Consider the following 21150-nt stretch of genomic DNA (forward strand, 5'->3'; position numbering starts at 1 on the left):
GTGTCGCCTGAAGGCGGCTACTTTGTGGTCTTCTTCCGCGCCCGCGGCCGTTTCGGCGCGACGGGCGGATGGTCGGCCAGCCAGGCGTGATGCGCCACGCCGAGTCCGGTGACCGGCGGCTCGTCGTAGAGCCACTCCCTGGAGATGCGATGCCAGTTCGCTGTGCACCCGAGCTGACCGAGCATGCCGAAGGTCAGGAAGTCGGCACGGCGGGAGAACAAATGCTCCGGCGGCAGGTTCTGCTGTTTCATGCCGGCGAACTCGCTGGCCCTGGGGTCCACCGCGAGCAGGAACGCGCCGCTGGCCAGCTCCGGCGTAATCGTCAGCTCCTCGTCGATCAGACACCACTCCGAGGCGGCGAGCACATACTCCAGGCACTCCTCGGCGCCGATCTCCTGCGGAGAATCGATCACACCGCGCTCGATCATCAACCGCCGCAGGTCTTCGGCGCGGTCCTCCGCCGCGGCGCGCAGGCAGATCAGCTCGAACCGCACGTGCTCGGGATCCATTCGGTTGAACAACCCGAAATCCAGGAAGCCGACCCGGCCGTCCGCGGCTAGCAGGACATTTCCCGGATGCGGGTCGCCACAGAACTCATTGAACGTGAACAGTGAACCGACGTAGAACCGGTAGATGATCTCGCCGATCCGGTTGCGTTCGGCGGCGGGCAGCTGCCGGATCTCCTCGAAGCCCTTGCCCTCCACATACTCGGCGACCAGTACCCGTGTGGTGCTGAGTTCCGTCAGCGAACGCGGCACCACGATGAACGGATGGCTGGCGTATAGCTCGGCGATCTGCAGCTGGGTGGCGGCCTCGGCCAGGTAGTCGAGCTCACTCTCCATATTCAGCCGTAGCTCCTCCAGCACGGCGGGCGTCACCCACGGCATCGCGGACTGCAACACGCGTCGGAACATTGCGAGGTTCTTCAGATCCGCGCGTACCGCAACGTCGATGCCTGGGTACTGCACCTTCACCGCGACCTGTCTGCCGTCGTGCAGCCGCGCCCGATACACCTGACCGATCGAGGCGGCAGCGACCGGTTCGGATTCGAACTCGGTGAACACCGCCTCCAGCGGTCTGCCCAAGTCCTCCTCGATCACTTGGCGCATGGCTTCGAATGAGACCGTCGGCGCCGCATTGCGTAGCACGGCCAGCCGCTTCTGGAATCGCTCCCGGTGATCCTCGGGAACAAGATCGAGATCGAGCACCGACATCATCTGCCCGAGCTTCATCGCCACACCCTTCATGGTGCCCAGCACCATGACCACCTGCTCGATGGTGCGAAGCATGGATTCCTCGGCCATTTTCGCCCGGACGGCCTCTGATCTGCCCCGCATGGTCAGCCGCGCGCGTTGCGCGCGAAGGACCGAACCAGCTGCGACCGCACCCAGCTTGGTGCCACGAGCAAGCCGAGAGGTCGGTACTTGCTTCGCCATCGAGGTACCTCCGTTGGTGCCGCGGTCGGAGCGACGGACGCGCAGGCGGTAGCTTGCGTGACCACATAGCGTCCCGCGCAGACCGCCATCCGATACTGCTCGGAGCGACGGACGCGCAGGCGGTAGCTTGCGTGACCACATAGCGTCCCGCGCAGACCGCCATCCGATACTGCTCGGAGCGACGGACGCGCAGGCGGTAGCTTGCGTGACCACATAGCGTCCCGCGCAGACCGCCATCCGATACTGCTCGGAGCGACGGACGCGCAGGCGGTAGCTTGCGTGACCACGTACCGTCCCGCGCAGACCGCCATCGAGTACTGGCGCGGGCCGTGACGCAGCGCACTCGGCGCACCGCTCGGGGTTCAGACTAGCCAACGTTTCAGCAAAGTCGAACGCGCAGGTAAACTTCAGCAAGCAGTCCAGCTAGCACCAGGGCGAACAGCCCGGAGGCGGGCGAGTCAGGCCCCTGCGGTCGAATCCGGGGTCGGCAGCACGTGCGGCTGCGCGTTGAACACCTCGGGCGAGCCGCCCGCGCGTGCCATCCCCTCGATGGCGCTCCAGGCCAGCATCGTCAGGTAGTCGATCACGTCCTCGCGAGCCAGCGACTTGTTCGTCGTCCACCAATGCGTCGCCAGCTGGATACCGCCGACCAGCACATACGACGCCAGCGCAGCGCCCTCGGTCCTGATGCCGCGTTCCCGCGCGCGATCGGTGATAACCGTGCACACCACCTCGGCGAACAGCTTCTCGAACTCCGCGAGCGAGGACTGGTCGGCCGAACCGTTGCCCATGATGAAGCGGTAGACCTCGGGATCCTCGTCGACGGTGCCGACGTACTCGGCCAATGCCGAGCGGACCAGCTGGTACTCGTCGGCTTCCAGGCTGATCGCGCCGTACACCTTCGGCATCAGCGTGGTCTCGATGAACCGCTGCATGGTCGCGTGGACCAAGTCGTTCTTGTCGGAGAAGTAGCGGTAGAGCACGGTCTTGGAGACGCCGATCTCGGCGGCGATCTCATCCATGCCCGCGTTGCTGCCGCGGGCGCGGACCGCGGCGAGCGTACCGTCGACGAGTTCCTCGCGACGATCGATCTTGTGTTGCCGCCACCGGCGCTTGCGGCCGTCCATCCGGCCGCCGCGCACCGCCGACGGTAGCTCGGCGTGGTCGCCGATGTCGACAAGGTCTTCGGTGGACAGCGTGGGCTCCCTCGTTCGTAACCGGTCCGGCCGCCTACCAGCTTAGGTCCCGGCAACCGGTGATATGCGCGTTTGGCGCCGGATGCGGCAGGGACCACACGTTCGGCGCGACGATCCGAACTCGCCGCGCGACATTTGCGCACGAACTCGCCGCCCGTTCGGCGCAGCAGAATGGAAGGCATGCAGAAAGCTCCCGGCGAACCTGCGGTTCTGGACACCACCGCCGCACCTGCCGCCGCCCCTCTCGGCTTCGCCGCCGTGCTCGACGAGGCCGCCAAACGTCGCGACCTGTGGCGAATGAAGGCTCTCGCCACCGGCATGCTCGCGCTGGCCACGGCGATCTACCTGTTCTGCCGGTGGACGGAATCGCGTGGCGCGGGCGGTGACTGGGTCGGTTACCTGCGGGCCGCCTCGGAGGCGGGCATGGTCGGCGCGCTGGCGGACTGGTTCGCGGTGACCGCGCTGTTCCGGCATCCGCTCGGCCTGCCCATCCCGCACACTGCGATCATCCGGAAGAAGAAAGACCAGCTCGGCGCCAGCCTTGGTACCTTCGTCGGCACCAACTTCCTGGCGCCGGAGGTGGTTTCGGCCAAGGTGAACTCCGCACAGGTCTCCTGGCGGGTCGGGCGCTGGATGGCCGATCCCGACCATGCCGCCCGGGTGGCGCAGGAGAGCTCCACGATTCTGCGCGCGGTGGTCGGAGTGCTGCGCGACGAGGACGTGGAGCAGGTCATCGACCACACCATTGTCAAGCGGATCGCCGAGCCGCTGTGGGGTCCGCCGATCGGGCGGGTGCTCGCCGAGCTGCTCGCCGACAACCGCCAGCTGCCACTGCTGGACATGCTTGCCGAGCGTGCGCACCAGTGGGCGCTCGGCTCGCAGGAGACAATCGACCGGATCGTTTTGCGGGACGCGCCGCAATGGGCACCGAAATTCGTCAACATCCTGCTTTCTGAACGGATCTACCGGGAACTCGTCGAGTTCACCTGGAAGATCCGCGCCGACCCGGAGCACGAGGTGCGCCTCGCGGCGAATCGGTTCCTCGAGGAGTTCGCCGACGACCTGCAACACGACGATGCCATGATCAAGAAGGCGGAGCGGATCAAGGCCCAGATCATGGGCCGCGAGGAAATCACGGGGATGGCCAAGGCCACCTGGCGTGCGGCCAAGCGCCTCATCCTGGAGTCGGCCGACGATCCGAACAGCACGCTGCGGCGTAAGGTCGCCGAGAACGTCCAACAGCTCGGTGAGCGGTTGCGCGACGATGCTGACATGCGCGCGAACGTGGACGGCTGGATCGATCGCGGCGCTCGCTACTTGGTGGAAAACTATGCGGGTGAAATCAGCACCTTGGTCACCGACACGGTCGCCAGGTGGGATGCAGAGGAAGCGAGCAAGAAGATCGAATTGCAGGTCGGCCGGGATCTGCAATTCATCCGAATCAACGGCACAGTGGTCGGCTCGCTTGCCGGACTGGTGATCTACACGACTTCCCATCTGATGTTCGGCGGCTGACCCTGTAGCGGCCGGACGTTTGCCGATGACGTGCTAACAGGGTGCTTGCAATAGCTAGCACGCTGTCCTAGAATCGAACCCGTACAACCGCCAGAAGGTGAGTGATGGCAGACCAGCCCGAGGTTTCCGCCGAGTACACCGGCAGTTCGGACGAGCGATCGTCCGGCGCCGGAGAACGAGGGGGTCGCGTAGCCACCGCGGCGCACGACATCGGAGGCTTCATCAGGGCGCAGCGAGAAGCCGCGCAAGTTTCGCTACGCCAACTCGCCCAGCTGGCGGGGGTGAGCAATCCGTACCTCAGTCAGATCGAGCGCGGATTGCGCAATCCGTCCGCCGAAGTACTCACGCAGATCGCCAAGGCACTGCGGGTGTCCTCGGAGGTCTTGTACGTACGGGCTGGCTATCTCGAGCAGCGGCCGCACAGTCCGGTCCGGGATGCCCTGCTTGCCGACACGTCGATCAGCGAGCGGCAGAAGCAGGTGCTGCTGGAAATCTTTGAATCGTTTCGCCGGGAAAACGGAGGAAACGAGGCAAGGGGGGATGAATGGGACAGCGACGTTCCGCTCACGACAACCAACACTCCGCCACGCCAGGAGAACGAAACACCATGACCGAGAAGAACGCCACCGTAACCAAGCCACTCCTCGCCACTGTCGGCGCGGGTGACGCCCTCTACGCCGCGGTCAACGACGTCGTCGCGCAGGTGCGCGAGCGTGCGGCCGCGGGCGAGGTACAGGCTCGGGTGGAGGAGGCGCGCGAGCGCTTCGCCACCGTGCCCGCCGACGTGCAGACTCAGTTCGAGTCGCTGCGTGAGCGGCTCGCCGGCCTCCCTTCCGAGCTGCCGGAGGACCTGGCCGAGCTGCGCGAGAAGTTCACCGCCGAGGAGCTGCGCGCGCTGGCCGAGAAGTACTACCGCCAGGTGCTCGACATCTACTCCGACCTCGCCGTGCGCGGCGAGGAGACTGTCGAGCGGGTGCGCGCCAGCCACCTGGTGGAGGACCGGATCGGCAAGGTCGAGACCCTCTACGGCGACGCGGTGAGCCGCGCCGAGGACGTGCTCGAGCGCGTCAACGGCCTGCTCGGCCGCCCCGGCAAGGCCGCAGCCGACACCGAGGACGACTCGGTCGTCGAGGCTGAGGTCGTCGAGGTGACCACCGAGTCCACCCCCGGCCCCACCGCGAACGGCGCGCCGAAGAAGGCTCCAGCCAAGAAGGCCCCCGCGGCCAAGAAGGCTCCGGCGAAGAAGGCCGCGCCGAAGACGGACTGAATTCCCACGGACGATCCCGTTCCAACGCCCTCGCACACCCTGATGTGCGGGGGCGTTGCTTCTATCATGAGGGGGTGAACATGGTGCACGGACTGACCGGGATGATCCTGCTGGCGCTGTGGCTGGCCGCGCTCGGTGCGACGATTTTCGCGCTGATCCACGCCGTGCGTCAGCGTCCGGACGCATTTACCGCGGTGGACAAACTGACCAAACCGATCTGGCTGGCGATTCTGGGGGTGGCCATGCTCGTGCTACTCCTCTCACCCGCGGGTCTCGGCCTGCTTTCCTTCGCCGCGATCATCGCCACCGGGGTCTACCTGGCCGACGTGCGACCGAGAGTGGACGAGGTACAGCGAGGTCCGCGCTGGTAGAACGGTAGTTCCGGAGAACTCCTCCGGTGCTTGCACTGGCAAGTGGCGCGAATCGGGTTTACTGTATCTAGCAGTAACACAAAGGAGTGTCCGATGCGTGCCATGTTGCCGACCGCGTTGGCGAACCTCCCGGGCCTGCTCCGGGACCTGCGCGACGCACACCGTGCCGACCTGCGTTCCCGCACGTACCAGACCGCGGCGCTGAACCCGCCGACCGTCGCGCACGAAGTGATCCCCATTCGCACCCGAGACGGCGCCCGGCTCCGGGTACACGCCTATGGTTCGGCGGACCGCACGGTCATCGTGTTGATCCACGGCTGGACCTGCTGCCTCGAATACTGGAATCCGCAGATCAACGCCTTCGCGGGCGACTACCGCGTAATCGCCTACGACCAGCGCGGTCACGGCGAGAGCGAGTACGGCTCCAGCGAGCTGAGCATTGACCTACTGGCCGACGATCTGGCCGCGGTGCTCGATGCCGCGCTCGCGCCCGGACAGCGGGCCGTACTCGTCGGACACAGCCTCGGCGGCATGACCTTGCAAGCGTGGGCGGGACGCTACCCCGACCGGGTCTCGAAACAAGCGCTCGCGGCGCTCCTGACCAACACCGCGCCGGACCGGTTGATCCTCGAGACCACCGTCGTTCCGCTGCTGAACCGGCCACTGCGACTGCTGCAACTGAAGGTGCCGCTGCCGTTCCTGTTCGGCAGGTTCGGCCTCGGCGCCCCGATGTTCTTCCCGCCCATAGCGCCGATGCGCTGGCTGTTCGCGCGCCAGATCATGAGCACCGCGGCCAAGGGCGACGTGGTGGAGTTCAGCATGGCAATCGTGCGTTCGTGTGGTGTGCGGGTGCGCTCGAAGTTCGGCTTCCTGCTCGCCACAATGGACGTCGGCGAGTCGGCGCGCCTCCTGGTGGTGCCCACCACCGTGCTCGCCGGCGAGTTCGACGACATGACGCCGCCGGTCCACTCCCAGCGGATCGTGGAAATGCTCAGAGCGACCGGCAGTTCCGTGCGCTACCAGGTACTACCGACCGGCCATCTCGGCAATGTCGAGGCCTATGAACGGTTCAACGAGGAACTCGCGCGGCTACTCGCGGCCGTGCGAAAGTCCACCCAGGCCGACATCGCAGGCTGACCGCGACCGACCACGAGCTTCGGTGTTCGACGTTCAGGAAAAGACGACCGTCCGGCGGCCATGGACCAGTACGCGCCCTTCCAGATGCCAGCGCAGTCCACGGGCCAGCACGACGCGCTCGATATCGCGACCCTGACGGACCATGTCGCGGACCTCATCGGCGTGATCGATGCGGATGACGTCCTGCTCGATGATCGGGCCCGCGTCCAGTTCCGGGGTCACATAGTGGCAGGTCGCACCGATCAGCTTCACGCCGCGGGCGAACGCCTGGTGATACGGCCGGGCGCCGACGAACGAGGGCAGGAAGCTGTGGTGGATGTTGATCGCCTTACCCGCCCAGTGTTCGCACAACTCGGCGGGCAGCACCTGCATGAAGCGGGCGAGCACCACCGCGTGCGGGTCATGCGCGTCCACCAGCGCGCGCACCTCCTCGAACGCGGGCCCGCGCTCAGCCGGGTCCCTGGGGAACGGCACATGATGGAACTTCACGCCGTGCGCCTCGGCCATTGCCGCCAGATCCGGATGGTTGCCGATCACCGCCTCGATCGTGGCGGGCAGCTCGCCGCTCGCGGCGCGTCCGAGCAGATCGTGCAAGCAGTGTCCATCCTTGCTGACCAGCAGGACGGCGCGACGCCGCTCTACGGAGTCGAGCAGCTGCCATTCGGTCTCCGGACCGAGACCGGCAGCAGCCCCGGCGAACCGGTCGCGCAGTTCCCCGAGACCGAACGGCACCGTGGCGGCCCTGATCGCCTGCCGGGTGAAGAACCAGCCGGTGTCGGGGTCGGAGTGGTAGCCCGCCTCCACGATCGACCCGCCGAACTCGGCGATGAACGAGGTGATTCCTGCGATGACCCCGGGACGGTCCGGGCAGCCCAGGGTCAGCACATAGCGGCGGTCGTCCTGGACGGGTGGAGCTGAACTCATAGGTTCATCCTCCCAGGTGGCTCTGTAGGGTTTGCCGCGCCTGTGTCTTCGGCCGCGCGGGCATTGCCCGATCTCGCTACGCTCGGAAGCCGGAGTGGGCCGATGCGGTGCGGGGTCGAGTTGGGTGTTCAATACCTCACTCGCGTGTCGGCAAACACCCTTGATACCTATTCAAGGCTCTCTACCTGCGCCGGAGTCGGCGCGACGAACGGCGCAGGCGCCGAATGTCCGGACGATGCCGAGGGTCAGAGCTCGTAAAACGGTCCGGTATAACGGAATTCGCCGACGATCTGCGCGTCGTAGGCAGACAGCGCTCGTACCTGGAAGTGGGTGATCCAAGCGGGCTCGTCAGGGGCGATACCGACCCGCGCCGCGGGAACGAAGCCGAAGCGCGGGTAGAACTCCGGGCTGCCGAGCACGCCGATCAACGGCTCGTCGAGTGCGTCGGCGGCGCCGAGGGCCGCGTGCATGAGCGCTGAGCCGACACCGCCGCGCTGATGATCGGCGAGTACCCCGATCGGGCCGAGCGCCAGTACCGGAAACGGGCCGACCGCTGCCCTGGTCAGGCACAGGTGACCGATCACGAGGTCGTGCTCGATCGCCACCATCGAGAGAGTAGGGATCCAACCCTCGTCGCTGCGCAGGCGGGCGATCAGGTCCACCTCGGGCGGGTCCGCGCTGCGGTCGTCGACGGGCACGGGCGGCGAATCGCCGACATCGACGCGGTCCGCGTATCGCGGTGCGAACGCGCTGCGGTGCACTGCCGCGATCGCAGTAGCGTCGTCAGCGCGTTCGCGACGGATCAGCACGGTCGTCTCCTCCCGAACGAAGTTGGGCTCATCTGCACACGTTAGTCGCCTCGACCGGGGCGTCACTATCGTCGAATCGCCAACCAGTTACGAGTGTGCGGGAAGCGGCGGAGGCGCGCAATGGAATTCGCCGTGGTATGCCAGACTCTCACCCCATGGCAAGTTCCGCGTCGCTGACCAGGGCCGAAGTCGCCCGATTGATCGACCACACGCTGCTGGCTCCGGAGGCGTCGACCGCCGATGTCGCCGCGCTGGTCGAGGACGCGCGTGCGCTCGGCGTGTTCGCGATCTGCGTGTCGCCGTCCATGCTTCCGGTGCGCGCGCCGGGGCTGGCGATCGCGACGGTCACCGGATTCCCTTCGGGCAAGCATCATTCGCTGGTGAAGGGTGCCGAGGCGCGGCTCGCGGTGGACCAGGGCGCGGACGAGGTCGACATGGTGATCGACGTCGGCGCGGCGCGCGCCGGTGACTACACGGCGGTGCTCGCCGATATCGTCACGGTGCGCGAGGCGGTGGGTGATCGGGCACTGCTCAAGGTGATCATCGAATCCGCGGCACTGACGGACCAGGTGATCATCGAGGTGTGCCGGGTCGCCGAGCGCGCAGGAGCTGATTTCGTGAAGACCTCCACGGGATTTCACCCCGCGGGTGGCGCCAGCGCGCACGCGGTGCGGTTGATGGCGCAGACAGTCGGCGGGCGGCTCGGCGTCAAGGCCAGCGGCGGCATCCGCACCGCCGAGGCGGCGGCCGAGATGATCGCGGCGGGTGCGACCCGATTGGGTCTGTCGAAGTCTCGCGAGGTGCTCGACGGCTTCCCGGCCTGAATTCACGCATCGAGTAGCACGCCACGGCGGGCTGCTCGCAGTTCGACGCGGCCATTCCGCACTCGTCGGGCCAGGTCAGGGTGTAGAGGGCGCGGCACCGAGGGCGACCATGCGGTGGAGGATAGCCGGCGACAGCGCGAGTTCGAATTCGTTTCCGCCGCTTTCGAAGACGAAAGCCAGGTAGTTGTCCCGAGGTAATGGCACCAGTCGGACGGTGCAGTGTTCCCCTACGATTACCCAGCCGCCGATGGTCAACTGATCGGACATCGCGCTCTCCCACCCTTCGATTTCTTCCGACAAGTGGACTATGCCACTTGTGATTCGAGGGTGTCAACGGCGGAAATCGACCTATGACCTGGTGTAATACTCTCGCTGGAATGCCCAGTGTCCGGGCGGGTGGACCACTTCGTCGAACTCGATCACCACTCCGTCGACGTCGTGCGCGGTGCGGTGCCGGACCAGCACCGCAGCGGGCCGCGACAGACCGAGATGACGCCGCTCGTCCGCCGTGGCCAGTCGCGCGCCGACACGCTCACGCACGAACGCGACGCTCCTACCGATCGCGGATTCCAGATAGCGCAGCGTTCCGCCGGGCAGCCGCTTCGCGTCGAGCAGCAGGGCGGCGGACTCGGCGAATCCGCCGGGGAACCATGAGATCACCAGTTCCATCGCACCGGAATCGCTAGCGCTCAGCCGCTTTCGCGTCACCACCGCACTACCCTGCGGCAGGCCGAGCACATCGTTGACCTCGCTCGGCCCCGCGACGACCGCCGCTTCCAGCACGGTCACCGACCGGTCCTCGGCAAAGGACGGTCCGTATCGCGGCGCCCGCTCCCGCATCAGCGCGGGCCGATCGACCACATAAGTCCCCGATCCGCGGTGTGATTCCACGATCCCCTGCTGCCGCAAGGCGTTGAGCGCTTTGGCCGCAGTGGGCCGGGCAACCTTCCAGCGCGCGGCGAGCTCGCGCTCGGAGGGGACTTCGGCGCCGGGAGCCAGCTCGCCGCGCTCGATCTGCTCACGGAGATACCTCGAGATCCGGAGATATTTCGGGAGCCCTTCGTCGATTTCGGCCACCGGTCGCCTTCCGCCACGGACTCCGCCCCTCGGACCACGTGCCAGTGTAACAACGGCAAGCCCGTGCACCGGGAGCTCGCACAAGCCCGCGCCGAGCCGGCCTCGCAGGGACACTCCCGACCGATAGAGTTGCCGGACCAGGACAGCGCGGTACGGACAGGACCGAACGGAAGGGGGCTTCCAGATGGCGGTACCCGACACCGGGCAGGGGACGGCTCGAAAGCTGTACGCGGCGGCCATCGGCGAAGGCGGCGACGAGCCCTTCGCTCTGGACACCACGGTCGCCGAGAACCTCGCCGCGGCATGCGACAAACTAGTCGACGACCTGCATCGGGCCATGGCCGAGCGGCATCTCGTCACCGACGTGACAGGCTTCCCGAACCTGCCGACCGGGCATGGCCTCACACGCGGATTCGCAGAAAAAGGCAGGCAGTACCTGGACACGCTTGCGGCGTTCCAGGAGACAGCGCTGCTGTTCAAGGCCGCGTATCTGGCGGCTGCCAACCGTCTTGCCGAAGCCGAGGCCGCGAACCAGGCTGCCCTGCGACTGATCACCGACTACCTGGAGCCCAGGTGAGTACGCACCTCCGCGCCGGGATCGACTGAGGGGGAACGAATTGGCAGACTCCGTGGCTCGCGCCGCCGCCGACGGCATCCGGAGGGAACTGGCCGGATTCACCGAAAGAGCAACCGATCCCGCGTACGCACCGGATCGGGAACTGTTCGGCGCCTACACCCACCAGCAGATCTGGGAGCTGGTGCACGAAGCGCTCGATCCGGCCGCGCTCAACCGGACTGCCGAGGCATGGCAGGCGAACGCCCGCGCGATCGCCGAAGCGTTCCAGGCGTTCTCCGACGCGACCAACCGTGAATTCGCGCACTGGTCGGGCCGTGCGGCCGACGCCGCGGTACGCGCGACAAGGGAATTCGTGCGTGCGGGCACCGAGGCGCAAGATGTATGTCGCGCAATAGCGCGCCTTATGGAGTTGAATGGCGATGCCGCGCAAACGCTCCGGGGTGCGATCCCGCCGCAGCAGCGGTATCGGCCGCTGGAGGACCCGGCCGCCGAGGCGGTATACGGCGGAAAACGCAGGATGGATCACGACAGTGCGGCGGCCGACATCGAGGCGGATGTCCGGGACACGATGACCTACGTCTACGCCCCGACCATGCCCGCCTCCGGCGACCGCGTTCCGCGATTTCCCCGACCGCAAGGGCCGGCAGGCGCCTGGCCCGATCCCGGCTCCGCCCGCGGAGGCGGCGCACGGTGAAATGGGTGCTCACCCCGGACGAGTTCACGCATGTCTGGGCAAACGAAACAAGCCTGGACCGGAGGCCCTATCCGATCAACATGGTCCCGTCGGCTACCGTGCGCACCGCATCGGAATACCGCGCACTACGCCTGCCGCAACGGTTCGCCCGCCAAGCCGACCCCGACCTGGCCGCCGCGCTGATGGTCTGCGCCCGCACCGACGCGACCACCATCACCATCTCCGGCGAGCGCTCCACCCTCCCGCGCAATGACGACGACGCCGAACGGATCCTTGCCTTCGCCGCGGTGGTGCACAACCACGCGGGCATCCTGGTCGCCACCCCGGACAAGGTGACCGTGCTGATGTGCCATGCACGTGCCCTGGGCGAACGCCTGGTGCAGATCATCGGGTCCGCCCAGCCGGGCAGGCTAGGACCGATGCGCGAGCCACAGGACGCGGTGCTGGGCCCGGACCGCACGGAACCGTTCGCCACCAACGGTCACCGCGGCGCAGCCCGATTCCGCCAGACCCTGCGCAAACCAGTCGACGGCCGCGGCTTCATCACCGTCACCGTGAAACCGGACAACCCCATGTCGCCGCCGACCCGCCACCGCACATGGCTGGACATCAGTGGGGATGGGCGCTACATGCTGACCACCGCACACGACCTCATCCTCGCCCCGGTCTCCGATGAGGATTTCGCCACTCAATTGCAACGCTTGGCGTGTATCTGATTGCGCGCCTGCGGCACGCTTCCGGCGGATCACGGTCGGAATCGGTGATTAGGTGTAGGGCATGGCGAAACGTTGGGCTGTTGCGGCTACCGATGCCCTGAAGGCCGACGGGTTGCGGATTGCCGAGTTGGACACGTCCGGGCGGCCGGGGTTCGTGGGTGACAAGAAGGCGGGCACCGAGCTGCTCGCGAAGCGCGCCCTCGTGCTGTCGGATCTGCAGGAGAAGCTCTACGCCAACGGCCGCTCCGGAGATAAACGCAGCGTGCTGCTGGTGTTGCAGGGTATGGACACCGCGGGCAAGGGCGGCATCGTCCGGCACGTCATCGGCTCGGTCGACCCGCAGGGTGTCGACCACACCGCGTTCGGCGTGCCGACGCCGGAGGAGAAGCGCCACCACTTTCTGTGGCGCATCCGCAAGGCGCTCCCGCGTGCCGGTCAGCTCGGGGTGTTCGATCGCTCGCACTACGAGGACGTGCTGGTGGTGCGGGTGCACAACCTGGTGCCGTCGACGGAGTGGGAGCCGCGCTACGACGAGATCAACGCTTTCGAGCGTGAACTGGTGGACGAGGGCGTCACGCTGGTGAAGGTCGCCATGTTCGTCTCACTCGACGAACAGAAGAAGCGGCTCGCCGAGCGCCTGGAGCGCCCGGACAAGTACTGGAAGTTCAACGCGGCCGACATCGACGAGCGTGCGTTCTGGCCCGCTTATCAGGCGGCCTACCAGACAATGTTGGACCGCACATCCACCACGTACGCGCCATGGCATGTGCTGCCCGCCGACCACAAGTGGTACTCACGGCTCGCGGTCACCGAACTGCTCATCGAGGCGCTAGAGCGGCTGGAGCTCGATTGGCCCCCGGCGACATTCGACGTCGAGGAGCAGAGGCGGCGCCTAGCGCAGGCCTGAGTCGCGCAGCGCCGCCTCTGGTCTGGAGACCAGGGATCGGACTTCCTCGGCGACAAAGCGGATGTAGGCGACGGGACCGAGGTCGTCGGCGATGTTTGGAGAGCGACGGTGTCAGCGCCGACCGTGGCCGAGCGGCGGACGGCCGCGGCGACTGCGGCGACTGCGCGTGCGTCGCCCGCGACGCCGGCGCCGGGGGCGTGGTCCGGGCGCGCCCGGCGGCAAGGCGGCGTTCGGGCCGGTGACGGCGAGTAGTGGCGGTCGGTCCTCGTCGATCAGCGTGCGCGCGGCACAGGACACCATCGGCGTCGGTGCTCGAATCCAGCAGAGTGGCGTGCTCGCCGCAACCGGATCGAGCGCGGACCGCGGTCGGCTCGGCTCAGGGCAACTGCTGGATGAAGCGTGAGCCGGTCCGGTACGGCAGCCAGTTCGCGGCGCCGACCCGCCCGGTGTGCACGAATTCGCCCCAGTATCGACGGATTCGAACGCCGAGCGCCTCGACCTCCGCAGGGGCGAGTGGTTTCAGCATCGCCGCGTCGCGCCAGGCTGTGCCGTCCCCGAACAGCAGCGGCAAGTCGACGCAGTGGCAGGCGCCGTACGGGTTCGCCGGATGCAACTGCCCGAGGCGATAGCAGAAGACGTCCGCCCCGGCGTCGGCCAGCTGATCGGCGAACCGGAACATGCCGTTCTCGAAAACCTTGCGACCGATGACCCGCTGCGCGGCGGAGGTGAGCCTTGTCCCGATCATCGGTACCTGCCGCACCGGCGCGAACACCGGATGCGGTCCGCCGTAGAACGCCCGCGCCTCCTCCGCCGTGCACCCGAGCACGATGTGGAGATCAGCGGCGGCGCTGCGCACATTCTTCTGCCACGAGTGCTCGTCGGGCAACGGACCCGCGTCGGCGACCGGCAGGAAGGGCGGCGCTGAGTTCAGCGCGCCCGGCCCCGCCATCCGACGGACGGTACGGCCTTGCGCGGCAAGCAGATCGGGCACCGATACCGTGTGCGGGTCGGCGTCCAGCTCGGCCAGGAACATCGCACCCACCCGCTCGGCCCGTCGGTGGTTCTGGAACCCGACGCCGAAGGGCGCGCTCTGCACGATCGCGCGCGCGAACAGCGGCCTGGCCTCCTCGATACCGAGCAGCGCCAGCACCGACTGCGCACCCGCTGATTGTCCCGACAACGTGATCCGGTCGGTGTCCCCACCGAACGCGCGAATGTTCTCCCGCACCCAGCGCAATGCCGCGATTTGATCCAGGAGACCGAGGTTTCCAGCCGAAACACCCGGCGCCCGAAGGTACCCGAGCGCACCGAGACGGTAGCTCACCGAGACCACCACGATGCCGGTCTCGCGCACGAGCCGGTCGGCGTCGTACAAATTCCACTGCCCACTGCCGGCGAGATAGGCGCCGCCGTGCAGCCACACCAGCACTGGGCAGCTGCCGGGCTCGGCGCGCGCCGGCATGGTCACAGTCAGCGCCAAACAGTCTTCCGACTGGTCCAGCGGTTCCGCCCGCCCCATCACCCCTTCGAGTCGACCGGGCAGTTGCGGCGCGACGGCGTGCCGCCGGATCGCCTCGAACACTCCGTCGTGCGGTGCGACCGGCTCCGGCGCACCGAATCGCGCGGCCCGCGCGTACGCCATGCCGCGGAACACCGCGACGTCACCTACCACTTCGCCCAGCCAGTGCCCGGAAGGCGCTACCACTTCGTGCATGCCACTCTCGCCTTCTATCGCAAGTCAACTTGCGATAGCACGCTACGAGCTGGAGGCGCACAACGCAAGAGAGCTTGCGATAATTGCGCGCATGGTCGAACCCTCTCCGCAGATCCGCGGGGCGCGGCTGCGGAAAGCCGTGCTCGACGCGACGCTCGCGCACATCGAGTCCATCGGCATCGGCAACGTGCGGGTCGCCGACGTTGCCGCCGCCGCCGGTGTCCACGAGACCTCGATCTACCGGCGCTGGAAGACCCTGCCCCGACTGCTGCTGGACGCGCTGCTGTCCCGGGTGGCCGTAGAGATCCCGCTGCCCGACACCGGGGCGGTGCGCGGTGATCTGGAGGCCTTCATGACCGACCTGATCCGCTTCGCCCAGACGGCGTCCGGCCTGGCCCTGATCCGCGGCACGGTGATAGCCGAAACCGACCTGGATGCCGAAACGGCGCGGCGCGAATTCTGGGCGCGGCGGCTGGCGGCGTCCGAGGAGATCGTCCGGCGCGGCATCGCCCGCGGCGAGCTGGCTGCGACCGTGGATCCGCGACTGACCATGCTCACGCTCGGTGGGCTGGTTCATCTGCACGTCACACAGCTGGGCGGTCCACTGCCTGCCGATCTCGCGCACACTGCCGTCGATCTCGTCCTCGCCGGGATCACCCCGCGCTGACCGGCAACACACCGATGACCGGCATTTCGCCGATAACCGAAATCGCGGCGGGGCGACCGATATCCTCCGCCCCGACCGACACCGACGCGCGTATCCGCGCCCGGCATTTCGGAATCTCTCAGGTTCACCCGCGATGATGTGGACCGTGGCCCGATCACGCGAGGACGTGTTCGGAGGATCTACCATCGTGGCGGCAGGAACCGGCAGGCGAGCGAAAGGCGTGGTGAGCGCACGGTGAGCAAGAACCCGGGTGGGAAGACTAACCCGCTGCTGGCGGCGGAACGCGCCGACCGCAATCGCAAGATCTTCATTCAGGTAGCCGTCGCAGCCGTGCTCGTCGGGCTCGTCGCGGCGATCGGCATCGGCATCGCCGTGAAGAAGGCCCGCAAGGACGACCCCGGCCCCACGCCGTCCATCGCCGCGACCGGGAACATGAATGCCGGCGGCACCCCCGGCTCGATTACCGACAACGGCGCCGTCCGGATCGGCAAGCCGGACGCGAAGGTGACCGTTCGCGTCATCGCCGACCTACAGTGCCCCGCCTGCAAAGCCTTCGAGGCGGCCAACACCCAGGTGCTCGCGGACGCGGTGAACAACGGCACAGCCAAGGTCGAGTACAACATAATCGCATTCCTGGACAAGGCCTCCACCACCCAGTACTCCTCGCGCGCGGCGAACGCCTCCTACTGCGTCGCCGAGTCCGACCCCGCGAAGTACCAGGCATGGCTCGCCGCGATGTTCGCCCAACAGCCCGCGGAGGGTGGCAGCGGTCTGCCCGACGACAAGCTGATCCAGATCGCCAAAGACGCCGGCTACACCGACGACGCGGTCGGCGAGTGCATCACCGAACGCAAGTACGACAAGTACATCCAGGCCCGCACCAAGGACGTGCTGGAAAGCGGCATCCAGTCGACCCCGTCGATCTTCGTCAACGGCAAGCAGATCCAGTCGAGCCAGGAGATCTTCGCCCCCGGCGGCCTCGCGCCCACGATTGCCGCCGCGGCCCAGTGATCACCGCCGGGCCACGGGCCGCGTGGATCCTGCTGATCGGCGGACTCGCGGGCTGGCTGGCCGCGGTGGCGCTCACGGTCGAACGGTTCAAGCTCTTCACCGACCCCGGCTACACCCCGTCGTGCAGCATCAACCCGATCCTGTCCTGTGGGTCGGTGATGGTGACCGACCAGGCCGCCGTGTTCGGGTTCCCCAACCCGCTCATCGGCGTCGTCGGCTTCTCCGTCGTGGTCACCCTCGGCGCGCTCGCAGTCGCCGGGGTGGGCTTCCCGCGCTGGATCTGGGGCGGACTCTGGCTGGGTACCGTGTTCGGCGTCGGCTTCATCTGCTGGCTGATCTTCGAAAGCCTCTACCGGATCAACGCGCTGTGCCCGTACTGCCTCGTGGTGTGGGCGATCATCACGCCGCTGCTCGCGGTGATCACCGACCAGCTGTGGGGGCGTTCCCACGGCCCGCTCGGCGTACTTGTCGAGTGGCGCTGGACCATCGTCGCACTGTTCTACGCGGTCGTCCTGCTGCTGGTGTTCCTGCGCTTCCAGGACTACTGGCTGTCCCTGGTCTGATCCGGCGGATCAGTTCGGCGGGCCCACGGTCAGCACCACCGCCACCGTGCGCTGTCCGCCCGCGCCGGTGACGGCCAGCCGCACGGTGTCGTTCGGTCTGCGCGTGTTCAGCGCCGCGCGCAAGGATTTCGCGCTGGTGATCACGCGGTCGTCGACCGAGGTGATCACGTCGCCCGTGCCGAGTCCCGCGGAATGGGCCGGCATGCCGTAGATCGCGGCATCCACCCGGGCGCCTGTGCCGGTGGGCAGTGCGTTCGAGGTGATCACGCCGAGGGTGGCCGTGGGGCCGATGTGCACGGTGTCGGTCGGGAGGCCGGAACGGATCTGGCGGACCACTCGCATGGCCGTATCGATCGGCACCGCGTAGCCGGTCGGTGGTCCGGTGTCCGCGCGCGTAGCCGCACCCGACGCCGCCGCGATGACCCCGACCACCTCCCCCTGCCGATCGACCAATGCTCCGCCGGACTGGCCCGAGGTCACCGCCGCAGAGACCTCGAGCATGCCACTGAGCGGTTTGCGCGACAGATCGACGGAGTTCACCGCCACGATCGCGCTGTCCAGGTCGGTGATGTGGCCTTGAACCGCGGTCGGGGTGCCGCCTGCCCCACCTGCGTTGCCGATCGCCATCACCTCGTCCCGGATCCGCAAGTCGGCCGACCTGCCGATAGTGGCGATCCTCAGCGGCGACGCGGCGGAGAGGCCGAGCAGCGCGATATCGGCACCGGAGTCGTACCCGAGCACCGCGGCGTCGTAGACCGTTCCGTTGCCGACGTCGGTGACAGTCACAGTTTCCGCGCCCTTGATCACGTGGTGGCTGGTGAGCACCTCTCCGTCGGCGGTGAGCACGATGCCGGACCCGGCCGCGTCGAGCCCGGAGGTCTTGGTGGACGCGTTGATGTTGACCAGCGCCGACCCTACTGCCGCCTCGGCGAACATTTGATCGAGCGGCGCGCGCGGGTCCAGGGTGATCGGGGTCGCGATCTCGGCCGGGTAGGACCAGGTACGACTCGGCAGCTCGCCCCGATACCCGAGGAAAGCGGTCACGGCGAGCACGATGGTGACGATCATCACCAGTGCGCGGCTGCGGCCCGACGGGCGCCGGGTCATGTGCTGCCGTTCCTCGTCCATGGTTCTCCCGCCTCGGCTGAACCGCTGACCAATTCCATTGTGGCCGCATCTCTTCGCCGAAGATCGGGAAACACGAGGGCAGGTCCGGTCCGCGCCGCCGGGAGACCGCCACCACCGGCCCCGACCTGCCTCTTCCGTGTCCGTGGTTGGCAACGACGCCCATGCGACGGTAGGCATGTATTCATGAGCGAGCGCGGCGAGCGAACAATCAGCACCGCCACCCCGGTGGTCATGGCGGAGCCCAGCGCCAGCGAGGTGGAGTCATGAGTACAGCTGCCGCCTACGCCCTGTCCGCACCCGATGGCTTCTTCGAGAAGGTCTCGATCGAGCGCAGGGACCTGGGTCCGCGCGATGTGCTGATCGACATCAAGTTCGCGGGCATCTGCCACTCCGATATCCATACGGCGCGCGACGAATGGGGCGGCGCCAAGTACCCCTGCGTGCCAGGACACGAAATCGCGGGCGTGGTCGCGGCGGTCGGGTCCGCGGTGACCAAACACCAGGTCGGTGACCGCGTTGGTGTGGGGTGCATGGTCGACTCGTGCGGTGTCTGCGCGCCCTGCCTCGCCGACGAGGAGCAGTACTGCACCGCAGGCGCGACGATGACCTACAACACCCCGGTCGACCCGGCGGTGCAGCCCGGCGGGAACACCCTCGGCGGTTACTCGACGCAGGTCGTGGTGACCGAGCACTTCGTCGTCCAGATCCCGGAAGGCATCGATCTCGATGTCGCAGCGCCGCTGCTGTGCGCCGGCGTCACGCTGTACTCGCCACTGCGGCACTGGGGCGCCGGGCCGGGCAAGAAGGTCGCCATCATCGGTATGGGCGGGCTCGGTCACGTCGGCGTGAAGATCGCGGCCGCGATGGGCGCCGAGGTCACCGTGCTCAGCCATTCGCTGAGCAAGCAGGACGACGGCAAGCTTTTCGGCGCGAGCGGCTACTACGCGACCAGTGACAAGCAGACCTTCCGCGACCTGCGCGGCCGGTTCGACCTCATCCTGAACACCGTCTCGGCGAACCTCCCGCTGGACGACTACCTGCGGCTGCTGAACCTGGACGGCACCCTGGTGATCCTCGGCCTCCCCGAGCACCCGTTGACCGTCAAGCCGTTCGCCCTCACCGGATATCGGCGCTCACTGTCGGGCTCGATGATCGGCGGCATCGCGCAGACCCAGGAAATGCTGACCTTCTGCGCCGAGCACGGCATCGGCGCCGAAATCGAACTGATCTCCGCCGACGAGATCGACGGAGCCTACGACCGCGTCGTGGCCAGCGACGTGCGCTACCGGTTCGTCATCGACATCGCGACCATGTGACCCGCGTCGCGGACCGGTGCGGGCAGGCGGTGTCGGCGAACGAACCGGTCCCGGCATGGGTACGTTGGCCTTGTGTCTGCGGAGGAAAAGGACGAAACGACACGACCCGGCGGCGCGTACGCCGACAAGGCGGTGGTTACCGCTGAGGCGAGCTCGAGTCCACCGCCGTGGTTGCTGCGTGCGTTCCTGCTCGCCGCGGCGACCGTCGCCGGGCTGGTGGCGGGATTCTGGGTGCTCCAGAAATTGCAGGGCCTGCTGACGGTTCTGCTCGTCTCGCTGTTCCTCGCCTTCGCTATCGAGCCCGCCGTGAACTGGCTGGCCCAGCGCGGCATGCGCCGAGGTCCCGCCACCGGATTGGTGTTCCTCGCCGTGACCGCCCTCGTCGTCGCCTTCGGGTGGACACTGGGTAACCTGCTGATCGACCAGGCCACCACGCTGGTGCGAAATGCGCCCGACTATGCCGACCGGGCCGTGGACTGGGTCAACCGCACCTTCAAGACCGACATGTCCAGTACGGATATCCAGAAGTACGCCACCGACTGGAGCTCCAACCTGGAGGGCTACCTGACCGGGTTGGCAGGCAACGTATGGGGTATCGGCACCGCCGCGATCGGCGCCGTCTTCCAGGGCCTTGGCATCCTGCTGTTCACCTACTACTTCGCCGCCGACGGCCCCCGCTTCCGGCACGCCGTCTGCTCGCTGCTGCCGCCGAGACGACAACGACATGTATTGCGCGCTTGGGACATCGCGGTGGCGAAGACCGGCGGCTATATCTTCTCGCGCGGCCTGCTCGCGCTCATCTCGACGCTCGCCCACTACGCCGCGCTGCGCGTGTTGGACATTCCCTCCGCCTTCGCGCTCGCACTCTGGGTCGGTGTGGTCTCGCAGCTGATCCCCACAGTCGGCACCTATCTCGCGGGTGCGCTTCCGGTGATCGTCGCGCTGGTGCACGGCCCGAGCACCGCGCTGTGGATTCTCGGCTTCATCGTGCTCTATCAGCAGTTCGAAAACTATGTGCTGCAACCGCGCATCACCGCGACCACGCTGGACATGCACCCGGCCGTCACGTTCGGCGCGGTGCTTGCCGGCGCGGCGGTACTCGGCCCGACCGGCGCGCTGCTCGCCATTCCGGTGACCGCGACGGTCCAGGCGTTCTCCAGCGCGTACATCCGCCGCTACGACGTCCAGCCGGGCCTCGACATCAATCCGCCGGAACCCAAGCCGCCACGCCGAAAGTGGACGAGAAAGTTGAGTATTCGCTTCTCCGGCAGCGGCAAACCGCCCGCACGGTGAGGCTGTGG

The 21150-nt window shown here is 67.4% G+C and carries 23 protein-coding genes; 15 read left to right on the forward strand and 8 right to left on the reverse strand.

Going from position 1 to position 21150, the window contains the following annotated elements:
* Positions 1-17: 17 nt before the first annotated feature.
* Positions 18-1436 (reverse strand): ABC1 kinase family protein, encoded by a 1419-nt coding sequence (locus OH799_RS21505; RefSeq protein ID WP_406266934.1) that lies wholly within the window; start codon positions 1434-1436, stop codon positions 18-20.
* A gap of 458 nt (positions 1437-1894) precedes the next feature.
* Positions 1895-2563: a TetR/AcrR family transcriptional regulator gene (locus tag OH799_RS21510; RefSeq protein WP_406266936.1), complete on the reverse strand. Its 669-nt coding sequence runs from the start codon at positions 2561-2563 to the stop codon at positions 1895-1897.
* Positions 2564-2812: 249 nt separating this feature from the next.
* On the opposite strand from OH799_RS21510, the gene OH799_RS21515 reads away from it, so the two are divergent.
* The 5 genes from OH799_RS21515 to OH799_RS21535 all read left to right on the forward strand — a co-directional run bounded on the left by OH799_RS21515 (position 2813) and on the right by OH799_RS21535 (position 6922).
* Positions 2813-4147, forward strand: a complete 1335-nt coding sequence (locus OH799_RS21515) for a DUF445 family protein (RefSeq protein WP_357260023.1) — start codon at positions 2813-2815, stop codon at positions 4145-4147.
* Between the two features lie 104 nt (positions 4148-4251).
* Positions 4252-4758, forward strand: coding sequence for a helix-turn-helix domain-containing protein (locus tag OH799_RS21520; RefSeq protein WP_406266939.1), 507 nt, complete (start codon positions 4252-4254; stop codon positions 4756-4758).
* Positions 4755-5414: a heparin-binding hemagglutinin gene (locus OH799_RS21525; protein ID WP_406266942.1), complete on the forward strand. Its 660-nt coding sequence runs from the start codon at positions 4755-4757 to the stop codon at positions 5412-5414. The genes OH799_RS21520 and OH799_RS21525 overlap by 4 nt, the downstream gene beginning before the upstream one ends.
* An 80-nt stretch (positions 5415-5494) precedes the next feature.
* Positions 5495-5785, forward strand: coding sequence for a DUF2516 family protein (locus OH799_RS21530; RefSeq protein WP_327110458.1), 291 nt, complete (start codon positions 5495-5497; stop codon positions 5783-5785).
* Positions 5786-5878: 93 nt separating this feature from the next.
* Positions 5879-6922: an alpha/beta fold hydrolase gene (locus OH799_RS21535; RefSeq protein ID WP_406266945.1), complete on the forward strand. Its 1044-nt coding sequence runs from the start codon at positions 5879-5881 to the stop codon at positions 6920-6922.
* Positions 6923-6955: 33 nt separating this feature from the next.
* Here the strand turns inward: OH799_RS21535 and purU are convergent, their stop codons facing one another.
* Complete coding sequence (gene purU, locus OH799_RS21540) at positions 6956-7846, reverse strand: formyltetrahydrofolate deformylase (protein ID WP_357260011.1); 891 nt, start codon at positions 7844-7846, stop codon at positions 6956-6958.
* Positions 7847-8091: 245 nt separating this feature from the next.
* On the reverse strand, positions 8092-8655 hold the full coding sequence (locus OH799_RS21545) for a GNAT family N-acetyltransferase (protein WP_406266948.1): 564 nt from the start codon (positions 8653-8655) through the stop codon (positions 8092-8094).
* Positions 8656-8810: 155 nt separating this feature from the next.
* On the opposite strand from OH799_RS21545, the gene deoC reads away from it, so the two are divergent.
* Positions 8811-9479 carry a deoxyribose-phosphate aldolase gene (gene deoC / locus OH799_RS21550; protein ID WP_406266951.1) on the forward strand — a complete coding sequence of 223 codons (669 nt, stop codon included), beginning with the start codon at positions 8811-8813 and terminating at the stop codon, positions 9477-9479.
* A 75-nt stretch (positions 9480-9554) separates the two neighbouring features.
* Here deoC and OH799_RS21555 read toward each other — a convergent pair whose 3' ends face one another.
* Together OH799_RS21555 and OH799_RS21560 are read right to left on the reverse strand one after the other, a co-directional pair.
* Positions 9555-9746 carry a hypothetical protein gene (locus OH799_RS21555; RefSeq protein ID WP_357260002.1) on the reverse strand — a complete coding sequence of 64 codons (192 nt, stop codon included), beginning with the start codon at positions 9744-9746 and terminating at the stop codon, positions 9555-9557.
* A gap of 81 nt (positions 9747-9827) precedes the next feature.
* Positions 9828-10556: a GntR family transcriptional regulator gene (locus OH799_RS21560; protein ID WP_406266955.1), complete on the reverse strand. Its 729-nt coding sequence runs from the start codon at positions 10554-10556 to the stop codon at positions 9828-9830.
* Positions 10557-10740: 184 nt separating this feature from the next.
* Here OH799_RS21560 and OH799_RS21565 point away from each other — a divergent pair, with 184 nt between their 5' ends.
* From OH799_RS21565 to OH799_RS21580, 4 genes are all read left to right on the forward strand, one after another.
* Positions 10741-11133: a hypothetical protein gene (locus OH799_RS21565; protein ID WP_357259997.1), complete on the forward strand. Its 393-nt coding sequence runs from the start codon at positions 10741-10743 to the stop codon at positions 11131-11133.
* A gap of 40 nt (positions 11134-11173) precedes the next feature.
* On the forward strand, positions 11174-11827 hold the full coding sequence (locus OH799_RS21570) for a hypothetical protein (protein WP_406266958.1): 654 nt from the start codon (positions 11174-11176) through the stop codon (positions 11825-11827).
* 5 nt (positions 11828-11832) lie between these two features.
* The gene (locus OH799_RS21575; protein ID WP_406266961.1) at positions 11833-12543 is read left to right on the forward strand and encodes an ESX secretion-associated protein EspG; all 711 of its coding nucleotides are present in this window, start codon (positions 11833-11835) and stop codon (positions 12541-12543) included.
* A 61-nt stretch (positions 12544-12604) separates the two neighbouring features.
* On the forward strand, positions 12605-13450 hold the full coding sequence (locus OH799_RS21580; RefSeq protein WP_406266964.1) for a polyphosphate kinase 2 family protein: 846 nt from the start codon (positions 12605-12607) through the stop codon (positions 13448-13450).
* Between the two features lie 376 nt (positions 13451-13826).
* Here OH799_RS21580 and OH799_RS21585 read toward each other — a convergent pair whose 3' ends face one another.
* Entirely contained in the window at positions 13827-15164 is a 1338-nt protein-coding gene (locus OH799_RS21585; protein ID WP_406266966.1) for a carboxylesterase family protein, read from the reverse strand.
* Between the two features lie 91 nt (positions 15165-15255).
* On the opposite strand from OH799_RS21585, the gene OH799_RS21590 reads away from it, so the two are divergent.
* From OH799_RS21590 to OH799_RS21600, 3 genes are all read left to right on the forward strand, one after another.
* Complete coding sequence (locus OH799_RS21590; RefSeq protein WP_406266969.1) at positions 15256-15831, forward strand: TetR-like C-terminal domain-containing protein; 576 nt, start codon at positions 15256-15258, stop codon at positions 15829-15831.
* Positions 15832-16065: 234 nt separating this feature from the next.
* Entirely contained in the window at positions 16066-16842 is a 777-nt protein-coding gene (locus OH799_RS21595; protein WP_406266972.1) for a DsbA family protein, read from the forward strand.
* Positions 16839-17405 (forward strand): vitamin K epoxide reductase family protein, encoded by a 567-nt coding sequence (locus tag OH799_RS21600; RefSeq protein WP_406266976.1) that lies wholly within the window; start codon positions 16839-16841, stop codon positions 17403-17405. Before OH799_RS21595 ends, OH799_RS21600 begins: the two co-directional genes overlap by 4 nt.
* A gap of 9 nt (positions 17406-17414) precedes the next feature.
* Here the strand turns inward: OH799_RS21600 and OH799_RS21605 are convergent, their stop codons facing one another.
* Positions 17415-18533, reverse strand: coding sequence for a S1C family serine protease (locus tag OH799_RS21605; RefSeq protein ID WP_406266979.1), 1119 nt, complete (start codon positions 18531-18533; stop codon positions 17415-17417).
* Between the two features lie 263 nt (positions 18534-18796).
* Between OH799_RS21605 and OH799_RS21610 the strand changes: the two genes are divergently transcribed.
* Both OH799_RS21610 and OH799_RS21615 read left to right on the forward strand, forming a co-directional pair.
* Positions 18797-19849, forward strand: a complete 1053-nt coding sequence (locus OH799_RS21610; RefSeq protein ID WP_406266982.1) for an NAD(P)-dependent alcohol dehydrogenase — start codon at positions 18797-18799, stop codon at positions 19847-19849.
* A gap of 72 nt (positions 19850-19921) precedes the next feature.
* The gene (locus tag OH799_RS21615) at positions 19922-21142 is read left to right on the forward strand and encodes an AI-2E family transporter (protein ID WP_406266985.1); all 1221 of its coding nucleotides are present in this window, start codon (positions 19922-19924) and stop codon (positions 21140-21142) included.
* Positions 21143-21150: the final 8 nt, after the last annotated feature.

The organism is Nocardia sp. NBC_00881, assembly GCF_045207455.1.
Lineage (GTDB): Bacteria > Actinomycetota > Actinomycetes > Mycobacteriales > Mycobacteriaceae > Nocardia.

Excerpts from the sequence above, each read along its gene's own strand:
- OH799_RS21505 (WP_406266934.1), bottom strand. The coding sequence starts at position 1,436 with ATGGCGAAGCAAGTACCGACCTCTCGGCTTGCTCGTGGCACCAAGCTG.
- OH799_RS21510 (WP_406266936.1), bottom strand. The coding sequence starts at position 2,563 with ATGGACGGCCGCAAGCGCCGGTGGCGGCAACACAAGATCGATCGTCGC.
- OH799_RS21515 (WP_357260023.1), top strand. The coding sequence starts at position 2,813 with ATGCAGAAAGCTCCCGGCGAACCTGCGGTTCTGGACACCACCGCCGCA.
- OH799_RS21520 (WP_406266939.1), top strand. The coding sequence starts at position 4,252 with ATGGCAGACCAGCCCGAGGTTTCCGCCGAGTACACCGGCAGTTCGGAC.
- OH799_RS21525 (WP_406266942.1), top strand. The coding sequence starts at position 4,755 with ATGACCGAGAAGAACGCCACCGTAACCAAGCCACTCCTCGCCACTGTC.
- OH799_RS21530 (WP_327110458.1), top strand. The coding sequence starts at position 5,495 with ATGGTGCACGGACTGACCGGGATGATCCTGCTGGCGCTGTGGCTGGCC.
- OH799_RS21535 (WP_406266945.1), top strand. The coding sequence starts at position 5,879 with ATGCGTGCCATGTTGCCGACCGCGTTGGCGAACCTCCCGGGCCTGCTC.
- purU (WP_357260011.1), bottom strand. The coding sequence starts at position 7,846 with ATGAGTTCAGCTCCACCCGTCCAGGACGACCGCCGCTATGTGCTGACC.
- deoC (WP_406266951.1), top strand. The coding sequence starts at position 8,811 with ATGGCAAGTTCCGCGTCGCTGACCAGGGCCGAAGTCGCCCGATTGATC.
- OH799_RS21555 (WP_357260002.1), bottom strand. The coding sequence starts at position 9,746 with ATGTCCGATCAGTTGACCATCGGCGGCTGGGTAATCGTAGGGGAACAC.
- OH799_RS21565 (WP_357259997.1), top strand. The coding sequence starts at position 10,741 with ATGGCGGTACCCGACACCGGGCAGGGGACGGCTCGAAAGCTGTACGCG.
- OH799_RS21580 (WP_406266964.1), top strand. The coding sequence starts at position 12,605 with ATGGCGAAACGTTGGGCTGTTGCGGCTACCGATGCCCTGAAGGCCGAC.
- OH799_RS21585 (WP_406266966.1), bottom strand. The coding sequence starts at position 15,164 with ATGCACGAAGTGGTAGCGCCTTCCGGGCACTGGCTGGGCGAAGTGGTA.
- OH799_RS21590 (WP_406266969.1), top strand. The coding sequence starts at position 15,256 with ATGGTCGAACCCTCTCCGCAGATCCGCGGGGCGCGGCTGCGGAAAGCC.
- OH799_RS21605 (WP_406266979.1), bottom strand. The coding sequence starts at position 18,533 with ATGGACGAGGAACGGCAGCACATGACCCGGCGCCCGTCGGGCCGCAGC.
- OH799_RS21610 (WP_406266982.1), top strand. The coding sequence starts at position 18,797 with ATGAGTACAGCTGCCGCCTACGCCCTGTCCGCACCCGATGGCTTCTTC.